The following is a 17775-nucleotide window of genomic DNA, read 5'->3' as shown; positions in this document are numbered from 1 at the left end:
CAAAAAAGACCCGCAGCCGCGGGTCTTTATTTGCATTCAGAACCGATACGCACCGCTCTGATAGCCGCGCTGGCGGCGTTTCGGCCGTTTGATGAGCACCCACAAACTGAGGGCGGCGAGCACCAAAATGCAGATTGACACTGTCAGAATGATCCCTGGATACTGCTCATTCCAGCCGTCCGGCGACACATGCTTGCTGTAGATGCCGATGAACGCCCAGACGAGCGTGAACCCATACGGCGCACTCCAGATCTTCAGCAGCGTCAGCACGCCAATGACCGTCCCTACAAGCAGCAGGATGACCGTCCACGCTGCACCCGACAAGCCGAACCCGCTCCACTCCGCCTTCACGAGGAACGCCGTCACATTCGCGATCGTCGCCACCGTGATCCAGCCGAAGTATACACTGAACGGCAGCCGGATGAAAAACTTCTCTTTTACTGACAGATCGGCCTTCGCCGTCCGCAGATTAATGAAAATCAGACAGACGAGGATCACCGCCATCAGCACGACCGAAATCCCGAGCTTTCCGTAATGCCACGCCACAATCCACAGCGCATTCGCAATCGACGAGATGATGAAATACAGTGCGGTCTTATCCGCCGTCTCCCGCACTTCCGACCGCTCACCGACCCGGAAGAATCCGAGCTGATAAACCGTATGGAACGCGAGCAGCACGTAGATGACGCCCCATATCGCAAATGTATACCCCGCGGGCGCGAACAGGTTGCTGTACAGATCCGACACTTCCCCCGTCGTCCGCCCGTTCAGCGGCAGCGCGTTTGCCAGGTAATTCATGAGAATCATAAGTACATATGTGACCAGCACCGCCAGCCCGAGTTTACTGAATTTCTTCCTTCTGTTCATTCCGCCACCCCATTTCCGCGACTTTCTCTTCCTACTATACCATTCCTGTCCGCCCTTCTCCCCAAACGTCCTGCCTGGGAAAGATGGTACCTGTGCGTCACACAATTCAGGCACTATTCGGAATAGTTCCCAGTTGCCGATTAGCTCGCTGGATTGGCCGATTGTTGGTTTCGATCGTCCGATTCTTCCGCGCATTTGGCCGATTCCACGTCCCATTCGGCCGATAACTCCACCGATTTGGCCGATTCCTCCGGCCGCCCCCACAAAACCAGCGCATACAAATATCCTGCACGGCATCATCGCCACACAGGATTTGATCATGCTAGTCCAGCACTCCTCCAGCCGCTCCCCCGAGCAAATGCAGCTCGTGCATCGGCCGCGTCATCGCAACGTACAGCAGCTTCCGGTCGATGTCCGTATTGCGGAACGGATTGTCGAACGCGGCGATCAGGACGACGTCGAACTCGAGACCTTTCGACAGCACGCTCGGTACGATCAGCAGGCATGTATCGTCGATATCACTGTCCGGTGCGAGCAGCTGCACACGCATCCCGGACGCCGCCAGCTGCCCGTGCAGCCGCTCCGCTTCAGCATTCGTCTTGCAGATGAGCGCGACGGACCGGTGCCCGCGGGCGGCGATCTCCTCTGTGATCCGCCTCAGCTGCGGCACATCCAGCCGCTCCATTTCATGGAACACCGGCGGGATGCCGTGCCGGACGACCGGTTCGACAAGCGGAAGATCCTCCTCCATCTGCGCGAGCACCGTATTGGCGAGCTGCATGATCTCGACCGTCGTCCGATAGCTTTTCTGCAGCGTTGCGTACGTCGCCTCCGGCAGCATGTCGAGCACCGGCTGCCATGACGTCAGCGCGCGGTAACTGTGGATCCCCTGCGCCAAGTCCCCGACCAGCGTGAACAGATCCGTCCCGAGACCGTCATGCAGCGCCGTCAGCTGATACTCGCTGTAATCCTGAGCCTCATCGATGAACACCGCGCGCACTTTCCACTCAGCGCCGAGCCCCTTCAGCCGGACATGCAGATCATACAGCGCCGCCAGGTCTTCCGACTCCCAGACGGGTTTCGCGTGCGCCCGCCGGAACTCTTCCCGGAATTCCGCCGTCCAGCCGGGCGCGAGCGCCCCCTGCAGATCGGCGTCCGTCAGCCAGGCGCGGTACAGTGATTTCACATTGAACTTTTTAAATCTCTTCATATAAGATGAAACCTTCCGCTTCCCTTCAGCCTCCACTGCAGGGAGCCGCTCATCGCGTTCATCCATGATTTTCGTGATACGGCTGCGGCGTTTTTCATCGTCCTTGATGCCGTAGAGCGCCTTATCGAGCGCCTCTTCATACTTGTCTGACAGCAGCGTGTACAGCTGTTTCCGCTGGCGGTTCACTTCCGCATTCATGACGAGCCGGATGCGGTCCAGCCGTTTCTCGATCGGTAAATAGCCGAAGTCCTCCAGAAACAGCTTACGCAGACGCTTTGCCCCGATAATTCTATATTTATCAATGAAAACATCTTCAAACAGAGCCGCCGTTGCAGATTCCAGCTTCGCCACATAGCGGTCCATGATTGAACGGTACGAAGCGGTCCCTTTCAGCCGGGCAATTGCAATTGCCGTTTCATCCAGTGAACCTGCGGATGCCAAGTGTTCCAGCTTTCCGTTCGGATCGTTCATTTTCAGCTTCAGGCCGGTCGCTCCCAGCACATATTCTTCATACGTCGTCTGCCGGATCGCACCGACACCCAGTTCCGGAAGCACATCTGCGATATAGTCCATGAACAGCCTGCTCGGCGCTAAAATCATCAGCTTGTCCGCCGGGAAATCGGTTCCCATCGTATACAGGAAATACGAAATCCGGTGCAGAGCGATCGTCGTCTTGCCGCTGCCCGCCGCCCCCTGCACGATGATCGGCTTGTGGAGACTCGCCCGGATGATGTCATTCTGCTCCGTCTGGATCGTCGAGATGATCTCCGTCAGCCGCACATCCGCCTTACCGGCCAGCGCCTCCTGCAGCAGTTCATCATTCGTCGTCAAGTCGATATCCCGGACATCCAGCAGCTCGCCGTCCTCAATGCGGTACTGCCGCTTCGAATGAAGACAGCCGCTCACTTCCTCGCCGCGCACATCATACGACAGCTCCCCGAGCCGTCCATCGTAATAGACGTTCGCAACAGGCGACCGCCAGTCCACGATGATCGGATCCTGCGTCTCCTGATGGAACACCGACGTCTTGCCGATGTACAGCAGCTGATCCTTCTCCCCGTCCGGCTGGAAGTGAATGCGCGCAAAATACGGCTTTTGCTGCACCGCCTCGAACGTCTCTTTCTGCGACCGCGCCATTTCAAAAAACCGGGTGTTCGTCAAAATATTGATGTAGCTAATACTGGAGTCCAAGGAATCGAGATCGGCCATCGAATGGCGGATCTCTTCCTGAGAGGCGTCCACATTTCGCTGCGACTGCACCAGCAGCCGCTGCATGTATTGGATGGTGTACTCCAGACGCTCAGCCTCAAACTCAAAATCGGGGTGTCTCTGCATGTACAGATCCTCCGTTCCTGGAATTTGTCCTGTCGTTTCCGGAAGTTCGTTAGGAAAATTTAAACAGAAGACGATTGTACCACAAAAGAGGTGCCTGTGCGTCACACAATTCAGAAACAACTCAAAATAGCGTCTAAGTTGTATGACGCACAGGCACCGCCAAAACAAAAAAGCCCTGGCGGCCGATTACTCGGCTGCCGAGGGCGTCTCGGTTATTCCTTCAAATCTTCAATTGAGTCGATATCCATATATTCCGGAACCGTCAAGCCGATTTTCACACCGGTCATGCTCGTGCCCAGATCTTCATACTTGCCGTCATACTTTTCGGCATACGTTTTGTGGGTCACCGGCAGCCAGCCCGCGAGCAAAGCATCCGCACTGCCGTCTGCGACAGCTGTCCACATCGGCCCAGCTTCCACCTGGGACATCTTCACTTTGAAGCCTTGGTCTTCCAGCACTTTGGCCATGACATTCGTACTTGCAATTTCACTATCCCATGCGACATACGCGAGCGTGATCTCTTCGCCATCTACTTTGTCGACGCCTTCCGTCCACTCTGCCACTTTATCTTGGTTGTCTTCCACCCATTTCTCCGCGGCAGCCTCCGCTTCTTCCCCGTCAATGATATCGACCATCACCGTTCCCATGTCCTCTTCATCCCACTTGAAGTTTTGGAGGATCTGGTAAGCTTCCGGATGGTCTTTCTCCAGATCCAGACGTCCGATTGTATGGATTTCCTCTGCCCCGCCGTAAGAACCTTCCGGGTCATCCAAATATTTCAGATCATATTTGGTGAACATCCAGTGCGGCGTCCAACCGGTGATGATGATCGGCTTTTCTTTGTCATATGCTTTCTTCAGCGCAGCAGTCATCGCAGCGCTCGAGCCGGAGGTGAGTGTCCACTTATCGAGACCGTAGTCGTCAATCGCGCGCTCTGTCGCTTCCATGATGCCGGCACCCGGGTCGATCCCTGTGATTTTGTAATCGACTTGCTCGCCGATCGACTTGTCGGACCCGGCACTGCCTTTGTCCTTATCCGAATCACCGCATGCTGCGAGTCCGAGTGCGAGTAGTGAAACTGCGCTTACACTTGCTAATTTTTTTGTGAAATTCATGATTCTTTTCCCCCTTGTTTAGATCGTCCTGCGTGTTGCGTGATACGGTCGAGGATGATGGCGACGAGCACGATGGCGACACCCGTTTCTACCCCGACCCCTGTTTTCAGCTGTGTGACCGCCTGATACACTTTCGTTCCAAGTCCAGGCGCACCGACCATCGAGGCGATGACGACCATCGAAAGCGACAGCATGATGCTCTGGTTGACACCGGCCATGATATTCGGCTTCGCGAGCGGAATCTGCACTTTCAGCAGACGCTGCCACGTTGTCGAACCGAACGCTTCCGTCGCTTCGATCAAGTCTGCCGGCACTTGCTCAATACCGAGCATCGTCAGCCGGATCGTCGGCGGCATGGCGAAGATGATCGATGCGACGAGTCCCGGCACGACACCGATATTGAAGAAGAAGATTGCCGGGATCAAATAGACGAACGCCGGCATCGTCTGCATCAGGTCAAGTATCGGCGTGATGATCCGGCGTGCAGCGACCTGCTGGGACATCCAGATGCCGATCGGCACACCGATGATGATGGCAATCGCTACGGATGTGAGCACGAGTGCAAGCATCTGCAGCATCGGGTACCAATAGCCCAAGTAGTCGATGAACAGAAAACCGATCAGCGTGAATGCCGCGATTTTCTTTGTCGACAGCCACCATGCAAGTAAAGCGAAGATGACCGCAAGCAGGATCGATGGCGGGATATCCAAAATGTCGACGAATGTCTCAACCGTCGTTTCCAGTCCAGTCGCAATTCCGTCGAACACCGGTCCGAACACATCGACCAGCCAATCGACTCCTGTGTCGATCCAGTCAGCAAACGGCAGGCGGGGCAGCAGCTCATTCATGGACCTTCACCTCCCCTTCCTCGACCGGCTCTTGTTCGATCGTCCCATTTTCGTTGATGAAATCATTATCTCCTGCCAGCGCACCGATCAATGCGCCGCGAATAATGATTCCTTTCAGCCGATTCGCCTCATCGACGACAGCTACTGGTATGGTCGCGGTCGATACCACGTCGAAGAGGTCAGTCAGAACGCTCTCACCCGGAACGGTGATGACGTCATGGATGAGCACCTCTTCGATCGGCAAGTTCTTCTCAGCCGCCCGCATCGCGTCCTGGGCAGTCAGGGCACCCATCAGCCGACCGCTTTTGTCGACCACATAGATGGAGGAAATACGTAAATTCTCCATTAAACGCAGCGCAACACGCGGCCCTCTGTCGATCCGGACCGTATCTGCATGCTTCATGATATGGGCTGCTGTCAGCACTTTCGATAAATCGACATCTTCGACAAAGCGCTCGACATAGTCGTTGGAAGGATTCATCAGAATTTCTTCCGGCGTACCGAGCTGAACGATTTCCCCGTCTTTCATGAGAGCGATCCGATCGCCGATCCGCAATGCTTCATCCAGATCATGAGTGATGAAGATGAACGTCTTCCCCATCGTCTCGTGGAGCTGCAGCAGCTCATCCTGCATGTCTTTCCGGATGAGCGGGTCAAGCGCACTGAAAGCCTCGTCCATCAGCAGAATGTCCGGATCGTTTGCGAGCGCGCGCGCAAGCCCGACACGCTGCTGCATGCCGCCGCTCAGCTGGCCCGGATACTGCGATTCGTATCCTGCGAGACCGACGAGCGCAAGCGATTCAAGCGCCTGCTTCTTCCTTGCCTCTTTGTCAGTACCTTGGATTTCCAGCCCGTATTCCGTATTCTGCAGAATGGTCCTATGCGGGAACAGCGCAAAGTTCTGGAAGACCATACCGATCTTTTTCCGGCGCACGTTCCGGAGCTGCTCTTTGTTCATCTTTACAATATCTTCCCCATCGATCAGGACCTGGCCAGAAGTCGGCTCGATCAACCGGTTCAGCATACGAACGAGTGTTGACTTCCCGCTTCCTGAAAGACCCATGATGACGAAGATTTCCCCGTCGAGAACGTCGAACGTTGCGGCGTTCACTCCTACGGTCGCACCCGTCACTTTCAATATGTCCTTTTTGGACTTACCTTCGTGCAAAAGTTGCGCTGCACGCTTGCTCGATTTCCCGAATATTTTCGAGACGTTTTTCACTTCCACTTTCTTTTTTCTTCCCGTGTCTGTCATATAGACCCCCCGATTCATTTTTTACCGATGCCAACAAGTATAGCTGTAACAAATTCGTAATACAAGGTATTTACTTTATTTTTAGTACGTACAGTTTTTTCTGTACAAAAGGTTTGCTTTACACACTCCGCTGTTTTAAGCTATACTTAGCGGCTAGATCAGGCAGTAAATGGGGCACCGCGAGGAGGGTCTTCCACCATGGATGCAGAACAGAAGTTAGAAAAGTCCCGTAAACGAATTACGGAGTCAATCGCACAGAATATCCATCTGTACGGCCTGCCGCCATCTGCCGGCAGACAATTCGGCATGATGTTCTTTGAGGATCGTCCGCTGACACTGGATGACATGTCCGCCGAACTCGGCATGAGTAAAACGAGTATGAGCACCTCCATCCGGGCGATGTCCGATGCTAAACTTGTCGAACGAGTCTGGGAACGCGGCGTGCGTAAAGACCTTTACAAGGTGAAAGACGATTGGTACCAGATCTTCATTGATATGTTCACCGTCAAATGGAGACGTGCCGTTTCGCTGCACACCGCAGCAATCCGGAAATCCTTGAGTGAGTTGAAAGAACTCAAACAGGAGGGTTCCCTTTCTCCTGAACTTCTCGCCACTATCAGCAATGACATTGAAAGACTAGAATACATTCGTACTTACTATGACTGGCTTGACCGCCTCATCGACGCATTCGAAGATCAGAAAATCTTCGAATTGGTGCCGTTGGATGAGGAAGATATGTAAAAAAAGACGGGGTCCGCTTCCGGGCGGACCCCGTCTTTTCAATTTTGCTGGTACCTGTGCGCCACACAACTCAGAGACAATTCAAAATAGTGTCCAAGTTGCGCGACGCACAGGCACCTAAAAAAACAGGCACCTAAAAAATCCGTCCGCACGCCTAGCGGCATACGGACGGACGATCTATCTTCAATTTACAGCTTGAACGCCCGGACCAATCCATTCAAGTCCTCCGCCAGCTGGGCGAGTTGCGCGGAGCTGCCGGCTACTTCTTCCATCGAACTGCTCGTCTGCTGAGAAGCTGCCGACGTTTCCTGGACACCCGCCGCCGACTGCTCGGAAATCGCGGCGATCTCTTCGATCGATTCGCTCATCTCTTCGCTGCCAGCTGTAATGTCCTCCAGGCTTTGTGATATGACACCGATGTCATCCGCCATATGCTCGACCGCCTGGCGGATCTCTTCGAAGGTCGCCTGTGTCGTCTTCAGCTGGGTGGTGCCTTTTTCCACTTCCGCATACCCTGCCTCGAGCGACCCCGCAACGCTGCTTGATTCGTGCTGGATCGTGCCGACGATGCCGGTGATATCGGTGACAGACACAGCGACCTGCTCGGCCAGTTTGCGCACTTCCTCCGCGACTACCGCAAATCCTTTGCCGTGTTCCCCAGCACGCGCCGCCTCGATTGCAGCGTTCAGCGCCAGCAGGTTCGTCTGATCGGCGATGTCCTTGATGACGACGACGAGCTTCGAAATTTCCTGCGACTGGACATCCAGTCCTTTGATCTTCGCGACGGCTTCCTGGACGATCCCGTCGATCCGCTGCATCTGTTCCGCCGAAACGGCCATCAGTTCAGAGCCGTTCACCGTTTGGCCGAGCACGTTATGCGACGCTTCCTGGATCGCTTCCCCGCGTGCATTCGCATCCCCGACACGCTCCGCGAACCGTTCCATCACCATCGCCAGATCCGTCGCCGTGTTCGCTTCGCTTTCGATGCCTGACGTCAATTCCTGCATCGTCACCGCAATCTGGCGCGAGGCCGCATTCACTTCATTCGAAGACTGCGTCAGCTCCTCAGAGTGCGCCGATACGGATGAAGACACGCCGTTGATTTCATTCAGCATCTCACGCGTCCGTGCACTCATTTCGTTCGTCGCCGCAGCCAGCTGGCCCACTTCGTCACGTGAATTAACAGCAAGCGGTTCGTGGCTCAAATCGCCGTCCGCAATCGACTTCATGCGCTCCATCACCCGTTTGATCGGCAGCGTAATGATACGCGCGGTGAATAAAGCAGCCGCCGTGCTCACAACGAGCACGAGCAGAACGACGACCGAAATCCATGTCAGCGTCTCCTCACCACTCCGGATGATCTCCTGCCCGTGCGTCTGCGTCAGCTGTTCGCGCTTTTCCGCGATCTTATGGTACTCCCCGATCAGCTTATTGCCCTCGACGGAAAGGGTCTCCAAATTTTTCGCCGCCCGCTCAGGACGGTTCTGGTCGTACATGTCGATGACATCCACAGTCAGTTTCTTCCGCCAATTGATCATCTGGTCGACAAGTTCGCCGAATTCACCGGAACTGCCGATTTTTTCAGCTTCCGCCTGGAGGGCGATCCCCTGCTCCGTCAGATCCAGAAATTCCTTCTTATATTTTTCATCCCCGAACAGCACATATGCACGCACCGCAGACAGCCGGCCCGCCATCGTATTCGCAAGCTTCAGGTCGACCGCCATCAGTTTCGTATCGGTCTCAACGATCTCATTCGTCTTGTTGTTGACCGCGTTGACCGACACGAGTGTATAGATCCCAAGCGCCGCTACCAGCACCACAACTGCGCCGAACGCTGTCAGCAGCCGGCTCTTCACACTTTTAAACCCTCTTACTCTCTTCATCCAAATCCCCTTCTCCAACCAAATTATGTAATACTGCCTATTACTAACGACTTTAGTACCGTTATTATTATAGTACTGTAAGAGACCAAAGTCACTACGTTTAATGAATTTTTAATAGTCTCTCCCCTGCAACCCTCCTTTTCATCTACCATCCTGCGTATAGTCATGCCAGGATATCCTCTGCAGCCCTGTCATTCAACTGGATTAGCCCATCACCCGCTGTCTCTAATGTTTATCATCCCACTCGGAAGGTAGGAAGGTAATGTAGAGACTAATTTGGGAGGTTGTGTAAATGGAGAACGAAGATGTGAAACAGCATTCGATTTGGAAGACGACCGGGGGCGGGGTGAGCTATCCGCGTCTTGCGCAGGATATTGAAGTCGATACGGCGGTCATCGGAGGGGGGATCTCAGGGGTGCTGACTGCGTATCTGCTGGCGAAGGAGGGCCAATCCGTCGCGCTCGTGGAGGCACGGGAGATCGGCAACGGCTGCACGGGCGGCACGACGGCGAAACTGTCGGCGCAGCATCAGCTCATTTACGCGGAGCTGATCGAGCGGGAAGGTCTGGACATTGCGAAACAATACTACGAGGCAAATATGGAAGGCATCCGGCACATCGGGAAGATCGTCGAGGAACACGGCGTCGACTGCGACTTCAAGGAGATGGATGCCTTCGTATTCACACAGGAACATGCCAATGTGGCAGAACTCCGTAAAGAGGCGGACGCGTATAGGCAGATCGGCATCGACGGCGGCATGACCGACGACATCCCGCTGCCGCTCGACACGGAAGGCGCACTCATGATGCATGGACAGGCCCAGTTCCATCCACTCAAGTTCCTTCACGGTCTCCTGCGGGAATTCAAATCGATGGGCGGCCACATTTACCAGCACACACGCTATATGGATAAAGACTACACGGACAGCGGTCTGCTGCTCACGACCGACACGAACTTCACGATCACCTGCAGACAGGCGGTGCTCGCGACGCTGTTCCCGGTGGAAGACCCGCATTCGTTCTATTCGGATACACTGAAACCGATGACGACCCACCTGACCGCCATCCCGGCACCGGAATCACTCACCCATGGGATGTTCATCAACGTCGACGATCCGATGTTCACGTTCCGCAGCACGTATGAAGACGGCGAGCCGATCCTCGTCATCGGCGGCAAGACGCATCCGACCGGGAACGGCGAGTCGACGGATGCAAAATATGAGTCGATCCGCAACTTCGCACAGCGCGAGTTCGGCATCACGGGCATACGGAACGGCTGGTCGGAGCACGACATGATGACACCTGACCGCCGGCCGTTCATCGGTCCGATCGAAAAAGGTGATGACAAAATATACGTCATGACCGGCTACAACAAGTGGGGGTTCGCTTTTTCAGGCACAGCTTCGCGGCTGATCACCGACCTGATCACCGGCCGGGACAACCGGCACACCGGACTGCTCAGCCCCGGGCGTGACCTGTCCAGCTGGAAGCAGGACGACGGCACATCCGGTAATTCCGTCCTGGACGACGCAGCACGGCTGAAGAACGGGGAAGCGCGCAAGTTCGAGCAGGACGGCAAACCGGCAGGCATGTACCGGGATGAAACCGGCGAGCTGCATTTCCTCGACCTCGCCTGCACGCATCTCGGCTGTGAAGTCGGCTGGAATGACGGGGATGAAACATGGGACTGCCCGTGCCACGGTTCCGTCTTCGAAGGCTCCGGCGGCGTCATTGCCGGGCCGGCCAAACTGCCGCTCAAGCCGATACGCCCGTTCTGATAGCTTTTTACTAGATAGAAGAGCAGCAAAAGACCTCTGACGTATCATGGCCAGAGGTCTTTCATTTTTACCTTGCTTATTCGTATTTCACATTCGGCCGCTTGTCGCTGTGGAGTGCATTCTTAATGAATTCATCACTGAGCGGCAAGTGCTCCTTCAGCAGTTCCGGCGGCGTCTGGGACATCCACTGGTTGAGCGAAACATCCGCGAAGTGATCGCTGCGGAACATTTCCAGGAACACAAGCGGCGTATCACCGGTGTTCTGGATGTAATGGCCCATCGCAAACGGGACGTAACCGACATCTCCCGCCTGATAGTCGTATGTCCTCGCTTTCCCGCCTGACGCGAAGACCGTCATCTTCCCCTGGCCCTGCAAGTAATACTGCCATTCATCCTCGTTCGGATGCCAATGGAGTTCACGCATGCCGCCTGGCTCCACTTCGACCAGTCCGGCCGCCACGGTCTTGGACACTTTGAAGTTGTCCGAGTCTGCAATCCAGACCTTCCCGCCGGATGATTCAACCGGAGCGACATCCCGCAGTCTGAAACTGTACGGATTCTCCACGAATTCATTGGAATCTTCCGGCAGTCCCTGCGCAATCGGCCCGGGCACTTCGCCCTGGTACATGTACAGTTCGCCCTTTGGAATGTTATCGAACTCTTTCTCCGACACACCAAAGTTCGCGGCAAGGATGTCTTTCGGAGTGCTGGAGAACCAGTCCGTGATGGAGAACGTACTGTTTTCTGAGAACGCCCCGTCGTCGAACACGAGGATGAATTCAGCGCCTTCGCTCAATCCCTTGATGGAATGCGGTACACCTGACGGGAAATACCACAGATCCCCTTCTTCCACGTCATCCACGAATTGGCGGCCATCCGGTGATATGGCAGTGATCCGCGCCTTGCCTTTGATCATGTACGACCATTCGGCCTCCTTGTGCCAGTGCAGCTCCCGGACGCCGCCCGGCTCTAGATGCATATTGACACCGGCGAATGTCTTGGATACCGGCATTTCGCGGACGGTCACTTCACGCGACCAGCCGCCATGCTCCACACGGGTATGGGTGAGTGCATATGGATACTTAAGGTTCGGCAAAGTTCCGCTATCCGTGTCCGGCGGCACGAGAATATCCGGGTTCTGCCGGGAGATTTCCGGATTCTGCGCGCCCCAGATCCTGCCTCCCCTATCCTCTTTCATCGGCTGCGGGTTGTGTGACTGTGTACGGTCTGTCGTCATGTACTGTCAATCTCCTTTCTATAATTTGCGAGACATGATCGATGAGTTACGGACAATGGCATCACATCGGCCCACTCGTTCGAACTTCTCTCCATCTGTTTCTCGCGTCCTGGTATTCGATGCCTATTTGAACTGTACCCCGTTACTTTTGGATAAAACTAAGAGTTTTCCGTTTTCTAGAACGATTGGAGGGTAAGCCACTAGTATTGGCACCCGTCAGGAAATCCCTAGACTATCACTATATGAAAGGAGTGCTGCGGCACGATGACACCTAAACAAGACACCCCCTATGTCCTCGGAACCGGACTGACCGTACTCTCGACGTTCCTCATGGGATTCATCGACGCGTATACGTTCCTGCAGCAGGGCGGATCGTTCGCGAGTGCCCAGACAGGCAACCTCGTGAGCCTTAGCGCGAAGCTGTTCTCCGGCAACTTTAAAGAAGCGATGGGACACGTCTGGGTCTTCGCAGGCTTCGCGATCGGCGCATTTGCCGGCGAAGCGGTGATCGAGCGGACGGAAGACAAAGGCATCAAGCGGTACCGCTACTACTTGCTCATCCAGGCCATCGTGCTGTTCCTTCTCGCCATCTTCCAGAACCAGCTCACCGGCAACCTCATGCTGCTCACCCTCGGCGCCCTCGCCGGCTACGAACTGACGACGTTCCGTAAATTCCGGGGAACCTCCGTCAACAACGGCATCATGACGGGCAATACGAAAAATCTGATGAACCATCTCTACCAGTTCGTATTCAACGGTGACAAGAAAGCGCAAGCGCACGCCGCGGATCTCCTGTCCACCGTCGTCATCTTCATCCTCGGAGCAGGCGCCGGCACACTCATCATCCAGCTGAACGCCAGCTACAACCTGTGGACCGCCTTCGCCATCGCACTCGCTGCCTTCGCCTGGGCCACCGCCCGCTCCGGCCGCCCGACGTAAGGTGCGGAAAGTTCGGTACCTGTGCGCCACACAATTCGGACACGATTCTGAATCGTGTCCGTTTGCCGATTAACTCGGTGGTTTGGCCGATTGTCGGCGTGATTTGGCCGATTTCTCCCTCCATTCGTCCGATTCTGACGCCGATCTGGCCGATTCCACACGCCATTCGTCCGATTCCGGCCACTGCACCCCCGCCACACGACACAAAGCAGCCCGATCCTCGAAGGATGGGCTGCTTTTCTTAACCATTAAATCGTGATGACGCCGAGTGCCATGGCGATGAGGAACAGCACGATACTGAAGCCCCACATCGTCATGAATGAGTAGCGGATGTGCTTGCCCATCTCCAGGCCGGCCAGCCCGAGTGCGAGCCAGAGTGCCGGGGAGAACGGGCTGACGAACGTCCCGATGAAGTTCCCGACGATCAGCGCATAGGCCGTAGATACCCCGCTTACACCAAAGCCTGATACGACCTGCTCGACAATCGGCAGCAGCGCAAAGTAATACGCGTCAGTGCTCAGGAGCATGTCGAACGGTACACCGAAAAATCCGATGATGATGTGCAGATACGGTACAACCATTGCAGGCAGCACGTGGACGAGGTCCGTTGCGATGGAGTCGAGCATATTAGTCCCCTTCAATATACCGAGGAACGACCCTGCCCCAAGAATGATCGCCGCCATCATGAGCGCGTTCGGCGCATGGGCTTTGATGCGCTCCATCTGCTCGTCGACTGACCGGTAATTGAGCGGCAGCGCGATGCTGAAACCGATCATGAACGTCAGGCCGGCCGGCACGATTCCCCATACGAGCAAAGCGACGACGCCGAGCGCGAGCAGCACGTTGAGCCAGAGCAGTTTCGGCCGGCGTAAGGATGCCGCCTGTTGTTCGGCCTCCTCCTTCTTCCGGATTTCCTCTTCACTTGCCGCCACATCTTCCGGCTCTTCCGCAACCGCTGCCGTCCGTTTCCGGATCAGACGGCGTTCTCGGAGACCGAGCACGTAGGCGAGCGCAACCAGCAGCACAAGTCCGATGATCTGGATTTTGATGAGCGGGCGCCACAATTCCGTGACATCCATCTCGAGCACAGCTGCGGCACGTCCGAGCGGCCCGCCCCACGGCACCATATTGACGATACTGGCAGACGTCCCGACAAGCAGCAGAAGCAGGTAGGGATTCATCTTCAGCTTCTTATAAAGCGGCAGCAGCGCTGGAATGGTGATCAGGAAAGTCGAGGCGCCTGACCCGTCGAGCTGAGCAATCGCTGCGATGACCACTGTCGCCATCGCCACTGCCATAACATTTCCGCGCGACAGTGTGATCATTTTACCGATCAGCGGGTCGAACACCCCTGCGTCCTGCATGAGACCGAAAAACAGGATAGCGAAGATGAACATGATGACAACGCTGATGACCGACTCGATCCCCCCTGTGAAGAAGTCGCCGATCTCCTTGAAACTGAATCCTGCAGCGAACGCACCGATGATCGGCACAATGACCAGGCCGACAATCGGCGTAATCCTCCCGCTGATCAAAAGCGCGACGATGACGGCGATGATCAGCAGTCCGATAATACTTAACATAAGAACCCTCCTCGTTAGTTGTAAGCGGATACATAATGAATAGTCCGAAAACTCTCTTAAATGACTCTCACACTATACCACGCAGGAAACGGGCGAAATAGGTAATGGAAGTTAATCCGATACTGTTCATAGGGTTCGTTTTGTTCGTTTTGATCACAAGAAAAAAACCGTCTGCGCAAGTCACTCAGACGGAATGTATTTGCGTTCGGGTCTGCCGACGTCGCCATAATTCAACTGGGCCTTCACTTGTCCTGCAGCTGTCAGATGTTCCAGGTAGCGCCGCGCCGTCGACCGGCTCACGCCAGCCGCCGTCCCGACGTCACTTGCATTCATGCCGCCCGCCGGACTCTTCCGGATGATGTCCGCAATGCGGTCAAGCGTCAGCCGGTCGATCCCTTTCGGCAGCTGTCCCTCCGTCTGCGCCGAGTTCCTCGCAGCATCCCCGCCCGTCCGCATCAGGTCGATCTCCTGCTGGAACAGCTCGGTCCGCGTCGACAGCAGGACGTGCTGCTGCCGGAAACGGGAGAACGTCTGCTGCAGCCGCTCGAACGACACGGGCTTCAGCAAGTAATCGAACGCCCCGCCCCGGAGCGCCTCCCCGATTGTCCCTGTCTCCTTCGCGGCAGTCAGGAAAACAATGCCCGCTTCCGGAAAACGGATACGCAGCTCCCGGAACAGCGCAAGTCCCGGACTGTCCGGAATGTAGACATCCAGCAAGAACAGATCCGGCTGCAGCTGGGTATCTTCCAATATATCAAAAGCCTCGGCCATCGTCTTCGCACAGCCCGCCACACGGTAGCCCGGCAGCTGTTCGACCTGCTGACGGTTCACGTCCGCCACACGGAAATCATCTTCGATAATGAAAACTGTCAACTCACCCATCCTTTTCCCCCTCTTCCCCAAGCGTCCCCTTCGGTATCAGCACCACGAAGCATGCGCCCCCGAGCTCGCCCTCTTCCAGCAGCAGCCCGCCGCCCGCCGCTTCCAGCTCCTGTTTCGTGATGGCAAGCCCGAATCCCCGGCCGTTCTCCCCTTTCGTCGACACGCCCTCCTCGAACAGATTTTCCGCGACGGAGTCCGCGAGACCCGGTCCTGCGTCATCCACTTCAAAGAGGATATCGCGGCCTGCATCCGTGTAAAAGAGGGAGATCGCCTTATCAGCTGCACGTTCATCATACACAGCGTCAAACGCATTATCGAGCAAGTTGCCGATGGCCGTCAGGAGTGCCTGCCGGGTGCGTCCCGTCAGCTCGGACGTCAGCTGACTGCCCGGCTGGACGTTCACCGCGATCCGGAGCTCACTGGCCTGATGCAGCTTGCCGATCAGAAGGCCGCTCACGTATGGATCCGCCACATCATCGATCACCGCCTGGACCCACCCATCCTGGACAGCCGTTTCGGATTCGATGAATTCAAGCACTTCATCATAATTCCCGAGCCGGGTCAGGCCGAGAATCGTATACAGCTTGTTCGAAAACTCGTGAGTCTGCGCCCGCAAGGCGTCGGCATACTGCTGGACGTCGGCAAGCCGCTTCGTCAGCCGCTCGATTTCGGTCTTGTTGCGGAACGTCGAAACCGCTCCCATGTTCAGATTTTCATAGACGATCGGCACCGTATTCACGTATATGAGATGACCGCCCGCCTGTTTCTCTACATCATACATCGCCTTCCCGCTTTCCAGCACGCCGAGCAGATCGGAGTCCGGAAAGCTCGTGTCCGCCGATTTACCGACCCATTGTTCCCCATTGCTCTCTTTCCCCGTCAGCAGCTGCAAGGCCGCCGGGTTGATCATCGTGATCCGTCCTTCCTCATTCACCGCGACGATCCCTTCGTGGATGGAGTGCAGAATCGTCTCCTTCTGTACGAGCAGATGGGAAATCTCCTCCGGCTCCAGCCCGAATAATGCTTTCTTAATATAATTCGAGATCCCGATTGCTCCGAGCACCGCCGCCGCCAGCACAGCAGACAGCACCATCCATATCTCCTTGCTGTACGACCAGATCACCGACCGGATATTATCCGCCAGAAAGCCGACGGACACGACGCCGACAATATCGCCGTCCAAGTAGACAGGCACTTTCGCCCGCAGCGAATTGCCGAGCGTCCCCGTCGATTCGGACACATAGGACTCGCCCTTCTGCAGCGCCCGCTCATTATCCTCCCCGACCATCCGCTTCCCGATCCGGTCAGGGTTCGGATGCGCATACCGGATCTCCTCCATGTTGCCGACGACGATGAACTCTGCATCCGTCTTATCCTGGATCCGCGCGACGATCGGCTGGATGATGCTCGTCGGATCATCGGACCGGAACGCCTCCTCCACTTCCGGAATCTGCGCCACACTCACCGCCACACTCAGCGCCCGCTCGCCGATCTGGTCCTCCAGCGTTTTCTCCATGAAATAACTAAGAAATCCGCCGATCAGCACAACCATGGCCGCCACCAGTGCACCGATCAGCCCGATCATCTTCAAATGCAGATTCAAAAACGTCCGCTTCGGCAGCCGATGCGCCGCCAAGTCCTCTTTCCGGATCCGGATCATCCCTCCACCCCGCCTTCTATTGCTGTTATCATATCATGCGCCGCATCATCAGGAAGACCGAATTCGGAAAAGACGGTACCTGTGCGTCACACACTAGCGTTGCATGGAATTTAAAATTATACAATACTGTTTTAAATTACCAACGGATATAGCGAATGCAAACAAAAAAAGGGAACAAGGTTATATAGACTAACCAGTTCCCTTTTTTTGGATATATATTTACTTCTCTTTTTCAAGCGCTTTTTTTCTCTTTTTTTCTTTTTCTAAATCTATAAAGTGCTGACGGTTGATTGGACTGACTATCGCATTATCCTCACCGAAATCTCGCGATTTCCTCGCCTTATCAGGGATTTTCTGACGGCCATTACTCTTACGCAAAGGTCGGTTGAAATCTTTTTCCAACCTGCTGAGGGTGTTGAATAAGTACTCCTGCAACGTGCCTA

The 17775-nt window shown here is 55.5% G+C and carries 14 protein-coding genes; 3 read left to right on the top strand and 11 right to left on the bottom strand.

Annotated features, from left to right (window positions below):
• Nucleotides 1-36: 36 nt before the first annotated feature.
• The 5 genes from NFU03_RS08680 to NFU03_RS08660 all read right to left on the bottom strand — a co-directional run bounded on the left by NFU03_RS08680 (nucleotide 37) and on the right by NFU03_RS08660 (nucleotide 6630).
• Nucleotides 37-867 (bottom strand): tryptophan-rich sensory protein, encoded by an 831-nt coding sequence (locus tag NFU03_RS08680; RefSeq protein WP_251637904.1) that lies wholly within the window; start codon nucleotides 865-867, stop codon nucleotides 37-39.
• 322 nt (nucleotides 868-1189) lie between these two features.
• On the bottom strand, nucleotides 1190-3412 hold the full coding sequence (locus NFU03_RS08675; protein WP_251637902.1) for a HelD family protein: 2223 nt from the start codon (nucleotides 3410-3412) through the stop codon (nucleotides 1190-1192).
• Nucleotides 3413-3624: 212 nt separating this feature from the next.
• The gene (locus NFU03_RS08670) at nucleotides 3625-4527 is read right to left on the bottom strand and encodes a glycine betaine ABC transporter substrate-binding protein (RefSeq protein ID WP_251637900.1); all 903 of its coding nucleotides are present in this window, start codon (nucleotides 4525-4527) and stop codon (nucleotides 3625-3627) included.
• Complete coding sequence (locus NFU03_RS08665; RefSeq protein WP_251637899.1) at nucleotides 4524-5375, bottom strand: ABC transporter permease; 852 nt, start codon at nucleotides 5373-5375, stop codon at nucleotides 4524-4526. Before NFU03_RS08665 ends, NFU03_RS08670 begins: the two co-directional genes overlap by 4 nt.
• Nucleotides 5368-6630, bottom strand: coding sequence for a quaternary amine ABC transporter ATP-binding protein (locus NFU03_RS08660; RefSeq protein ID WP_251637897.1), 1263 nt, complete (start codon nucleotides 6628-6630; stop codon nucleotides 5368-5370). Before NFU03_RS08660 ends, NFU03_RS08665 begins: the two co-directional genes overlap by 8 nt.
• Nucleotides 6631-6828: 198 nt before the next feature.
• Between NFU03_RS08660 and NFU03_RS08655 the strand changes: the two genes are divergently transcribed.
• A complete protein-coding gene (locus NFU03_RS08655; protein ID WP_251637895.1) occupies nucleotides 6829-7371 on the top strand; it encodes a GbsR/MarR family transcriptional regulator in 543 nt (180 codons plus the stop codon).
• A gap of 188 nt (nucleotides 7372-7559) precedes the next feature.
• On the opposite strand, the gene NFU03_RS08650 is transcribed toward NFU03_RS08655, so the two are convergent.
• Nucleotides 7560-9254, bottom strand: coding sequence for a methyl-accepting chemotaxis protein (locus tag NFU03_RS08650; RefSeq protein WP_251637893.1), 1695 nt, complete (start codon nucleotides 9252-9254; stop codon nucleotides 7560-7562).
• 292 nt (nucleotides 9255-9546) lie between these two features.
• Between NFU03_RS08650 and NFU03_RS08645 the strand changes: the two genes are divergently transcribed.
• The gene (locus tag NFU03_RS08645) at nucleotides 9547-11031 is read left to right on the top strand and encodes an FAD-dependent oxidoreductase (protein ID WP_251637891.1); all 1485 of its coding nucleotides are present in this window, start codon (nucleotides 9547-9549) and stop codon (nucleotides 11029-11031) included.
• 76 nt (nucleotides 11032-11107) lie between these two features.
• On the opposite strand, the gene NFU03_RS08640 is transcribed toward NFU03_RS08645, so the two are convergent.
• Nucleotides 11108-12268: an oxalate decarboxylase family bicupin gene (locus tag NFU03_RS08640; protein ID WP_398290073.1), complete on the bottom strand. Its 1161-nt coding sequence runs from the start codon at nucleotides 12266-12268 to the stop codon at nucleotides 11108-11110.
• Nucleotides 12269-12532: 264 nt separating this feature from the next.
• On the opposite strand from NFU03_RS08640, the gene NFU03_RS08635 reads away from it, so the two are divergent.
• Nucleotides 12533-13207, top strand: a complete 675-nt coding sequence (locus tag NFU03_RS08635; protein WP_251637889.1) for a YoaK family protein — start codon at nucleotides 12533-12535, stop codon at nucleotides 13205-13207.
• A 248-nt stretch (nucleotides 13208-13455) separates the two neighbouring features.
• On the opposite strand, the gene NFU03_RS08630 is transcribed toward NFU03_RS08635, so the two are convergent.
• The 4 genes from NFU03_RS08630 to NFU03_RS08615 form a co-directional block, all read right to left on the bottom strand.
• On the bottom strand, nucleotides 13456-14790 hold the full coding sequence (locus tag NFU03_RS08630) for a CitMHS family transporter (RefSeq protein ID WP_251637887.1): 1335 nt from the start codon (nucleotides 14788-14790) through the stop codon (nucleotides 13456-13458).
• A 180-nt stretch (nucleotides 14791-14970) separates the two neighbouring features.
• Nucleotides 14971-15672 carry a response regulator gene (locus NFU03_RS08625; RefSeq protein ID WP_251637885.1) on the bottom strand — a complete coding sequence of 234 codons (702 nt, stop codon included), beginning with the start codon at nucleotides 15670-15672 and terminating at the stop codon, nucleotides 14971-14973.
• On the bottom strand, nucleotides 15665-17332 hold the full coding sequence (locus NFU03_RS08620) for an ATP-binding protein (RefSeq protein WP_251637884.1): 1668 nt from the start codon (nucleotides 17330-17332) through the stop codon (nucleotides 15665-15667). Before NFU03_RS08620 ends, NFU03_RS08625 begins: the two co-directional genes overlap by 8 nt.
• Nucleotides 17333-17551: 219 nt before the next feature.
• Nucleotides 17552-17775: hypothetical protein (locus tag NFU03_RS08615; protein WP_251637882.1), on the bottom strand; the 224-nt coding region annotated here is incomplete at its 5' end.

This window comes from Sporosarcina sp. NCCP-2716 (assembly GCF_023707985.1).
Taxonomy (GTDB): domain Bacteria; phylum Bacillota; class Bacilli; order Bacillales_A; family Planococcaceae; genus Sporosarcina.
Note: the sequence above shows the minus strand (reverse complement) of the source record. Positions and strands in the feature narration are given on the sequence as shown.

Coding starts and splice junctions, on each gene's coding strand:
- NFU03_RS08640 (WP_398290073.1), bottom strand. CDS start 12,268: ATGACGACAGACCGTACACAGTCACACAACCCGCAGCCGATGAAAGAG.
- NFU03_RS08675 (WP_251637902.1), bottom strand. CDS start 3,412: ATGCAGAGACACCCCGATTTTGAGTTTGAGGCTGAGCGTCTGGAGTAC.
- NFU03_RS08625 (WP_251637885.1), bottom strand. CDS start 15,672: ATGGGTGAGTTGACAGTTTTCATTATCGAAGATGATTTCCGTGTGGCG.
- NFU03_RS08660 (WP_251637897.1), bottom strand. CDS start 6,630: ATGACAGACACGGGAAGAAAAAAGAAAGTGGAAGTGAAAAACGTCTCG.
- NFU03_RS08635 (WP_251637889.1), top strand. CDS start 12,533: ATGACACCTAAACAAGACACCCCCTATGTCCTCGGAACCGGACTGACC.
- NFU03_RS08665 (WP_251637899.1), bottom strand. CDS start 5,375: ATGAATGAGCTGCTGCCCCGCCTGCCGTTTGCTGACTGGATCGACACA.
- NFU03_RS08680 (WP_251637904.1), bottom strand. CDS start 867: ATGAACAGAAGGAAGAAATTCAGTAAACTCGGGCTGGCGGTGCTGGTC.
- NFU03_RS08670 (WP_251637900.1), bottom strand. CDS start 4,527: ATGAATTTCACAAAAAAATTAGCAAGTGTAAGCGCAGTTTCACTACTC.
- NFU03_RS08645 (WP_251637891.1), top strand. CDS start 9,547: ATGGAGAACGAAGATGTGAAACAGCATTCGATTTGGAAGACGACCGGG.
- NFU03_RS08650 (WP_251637893.1), bottom strand. CDS start 9,254: ATGAAGAGAGTAAGAGGGTTTAAAAGTGTGAAGAGCCGGCTGCTGACA.
- NFU03_RS08620 (WP_251637884.1), bottom strand. CDS start 17,332: ATGATCCGGATCCGGAAAGAGGACTTGGCGGCGCATCGGCTGCCGAAG.
- NFU03_RS08630 (WP_251637887.1), bottom strand. CDS start 14,790: ATGTTAAGTATTATCGGACTGCTGATCATCGCCGTCATCGTCGCGCTT.
- NFU03_RS08655 (WP_251637895.1), top strand. CDS start 6,829: ATGGATGCAGAACAGAAGTTAGAAAAGTCCCGTAAACGAATTACGGAG.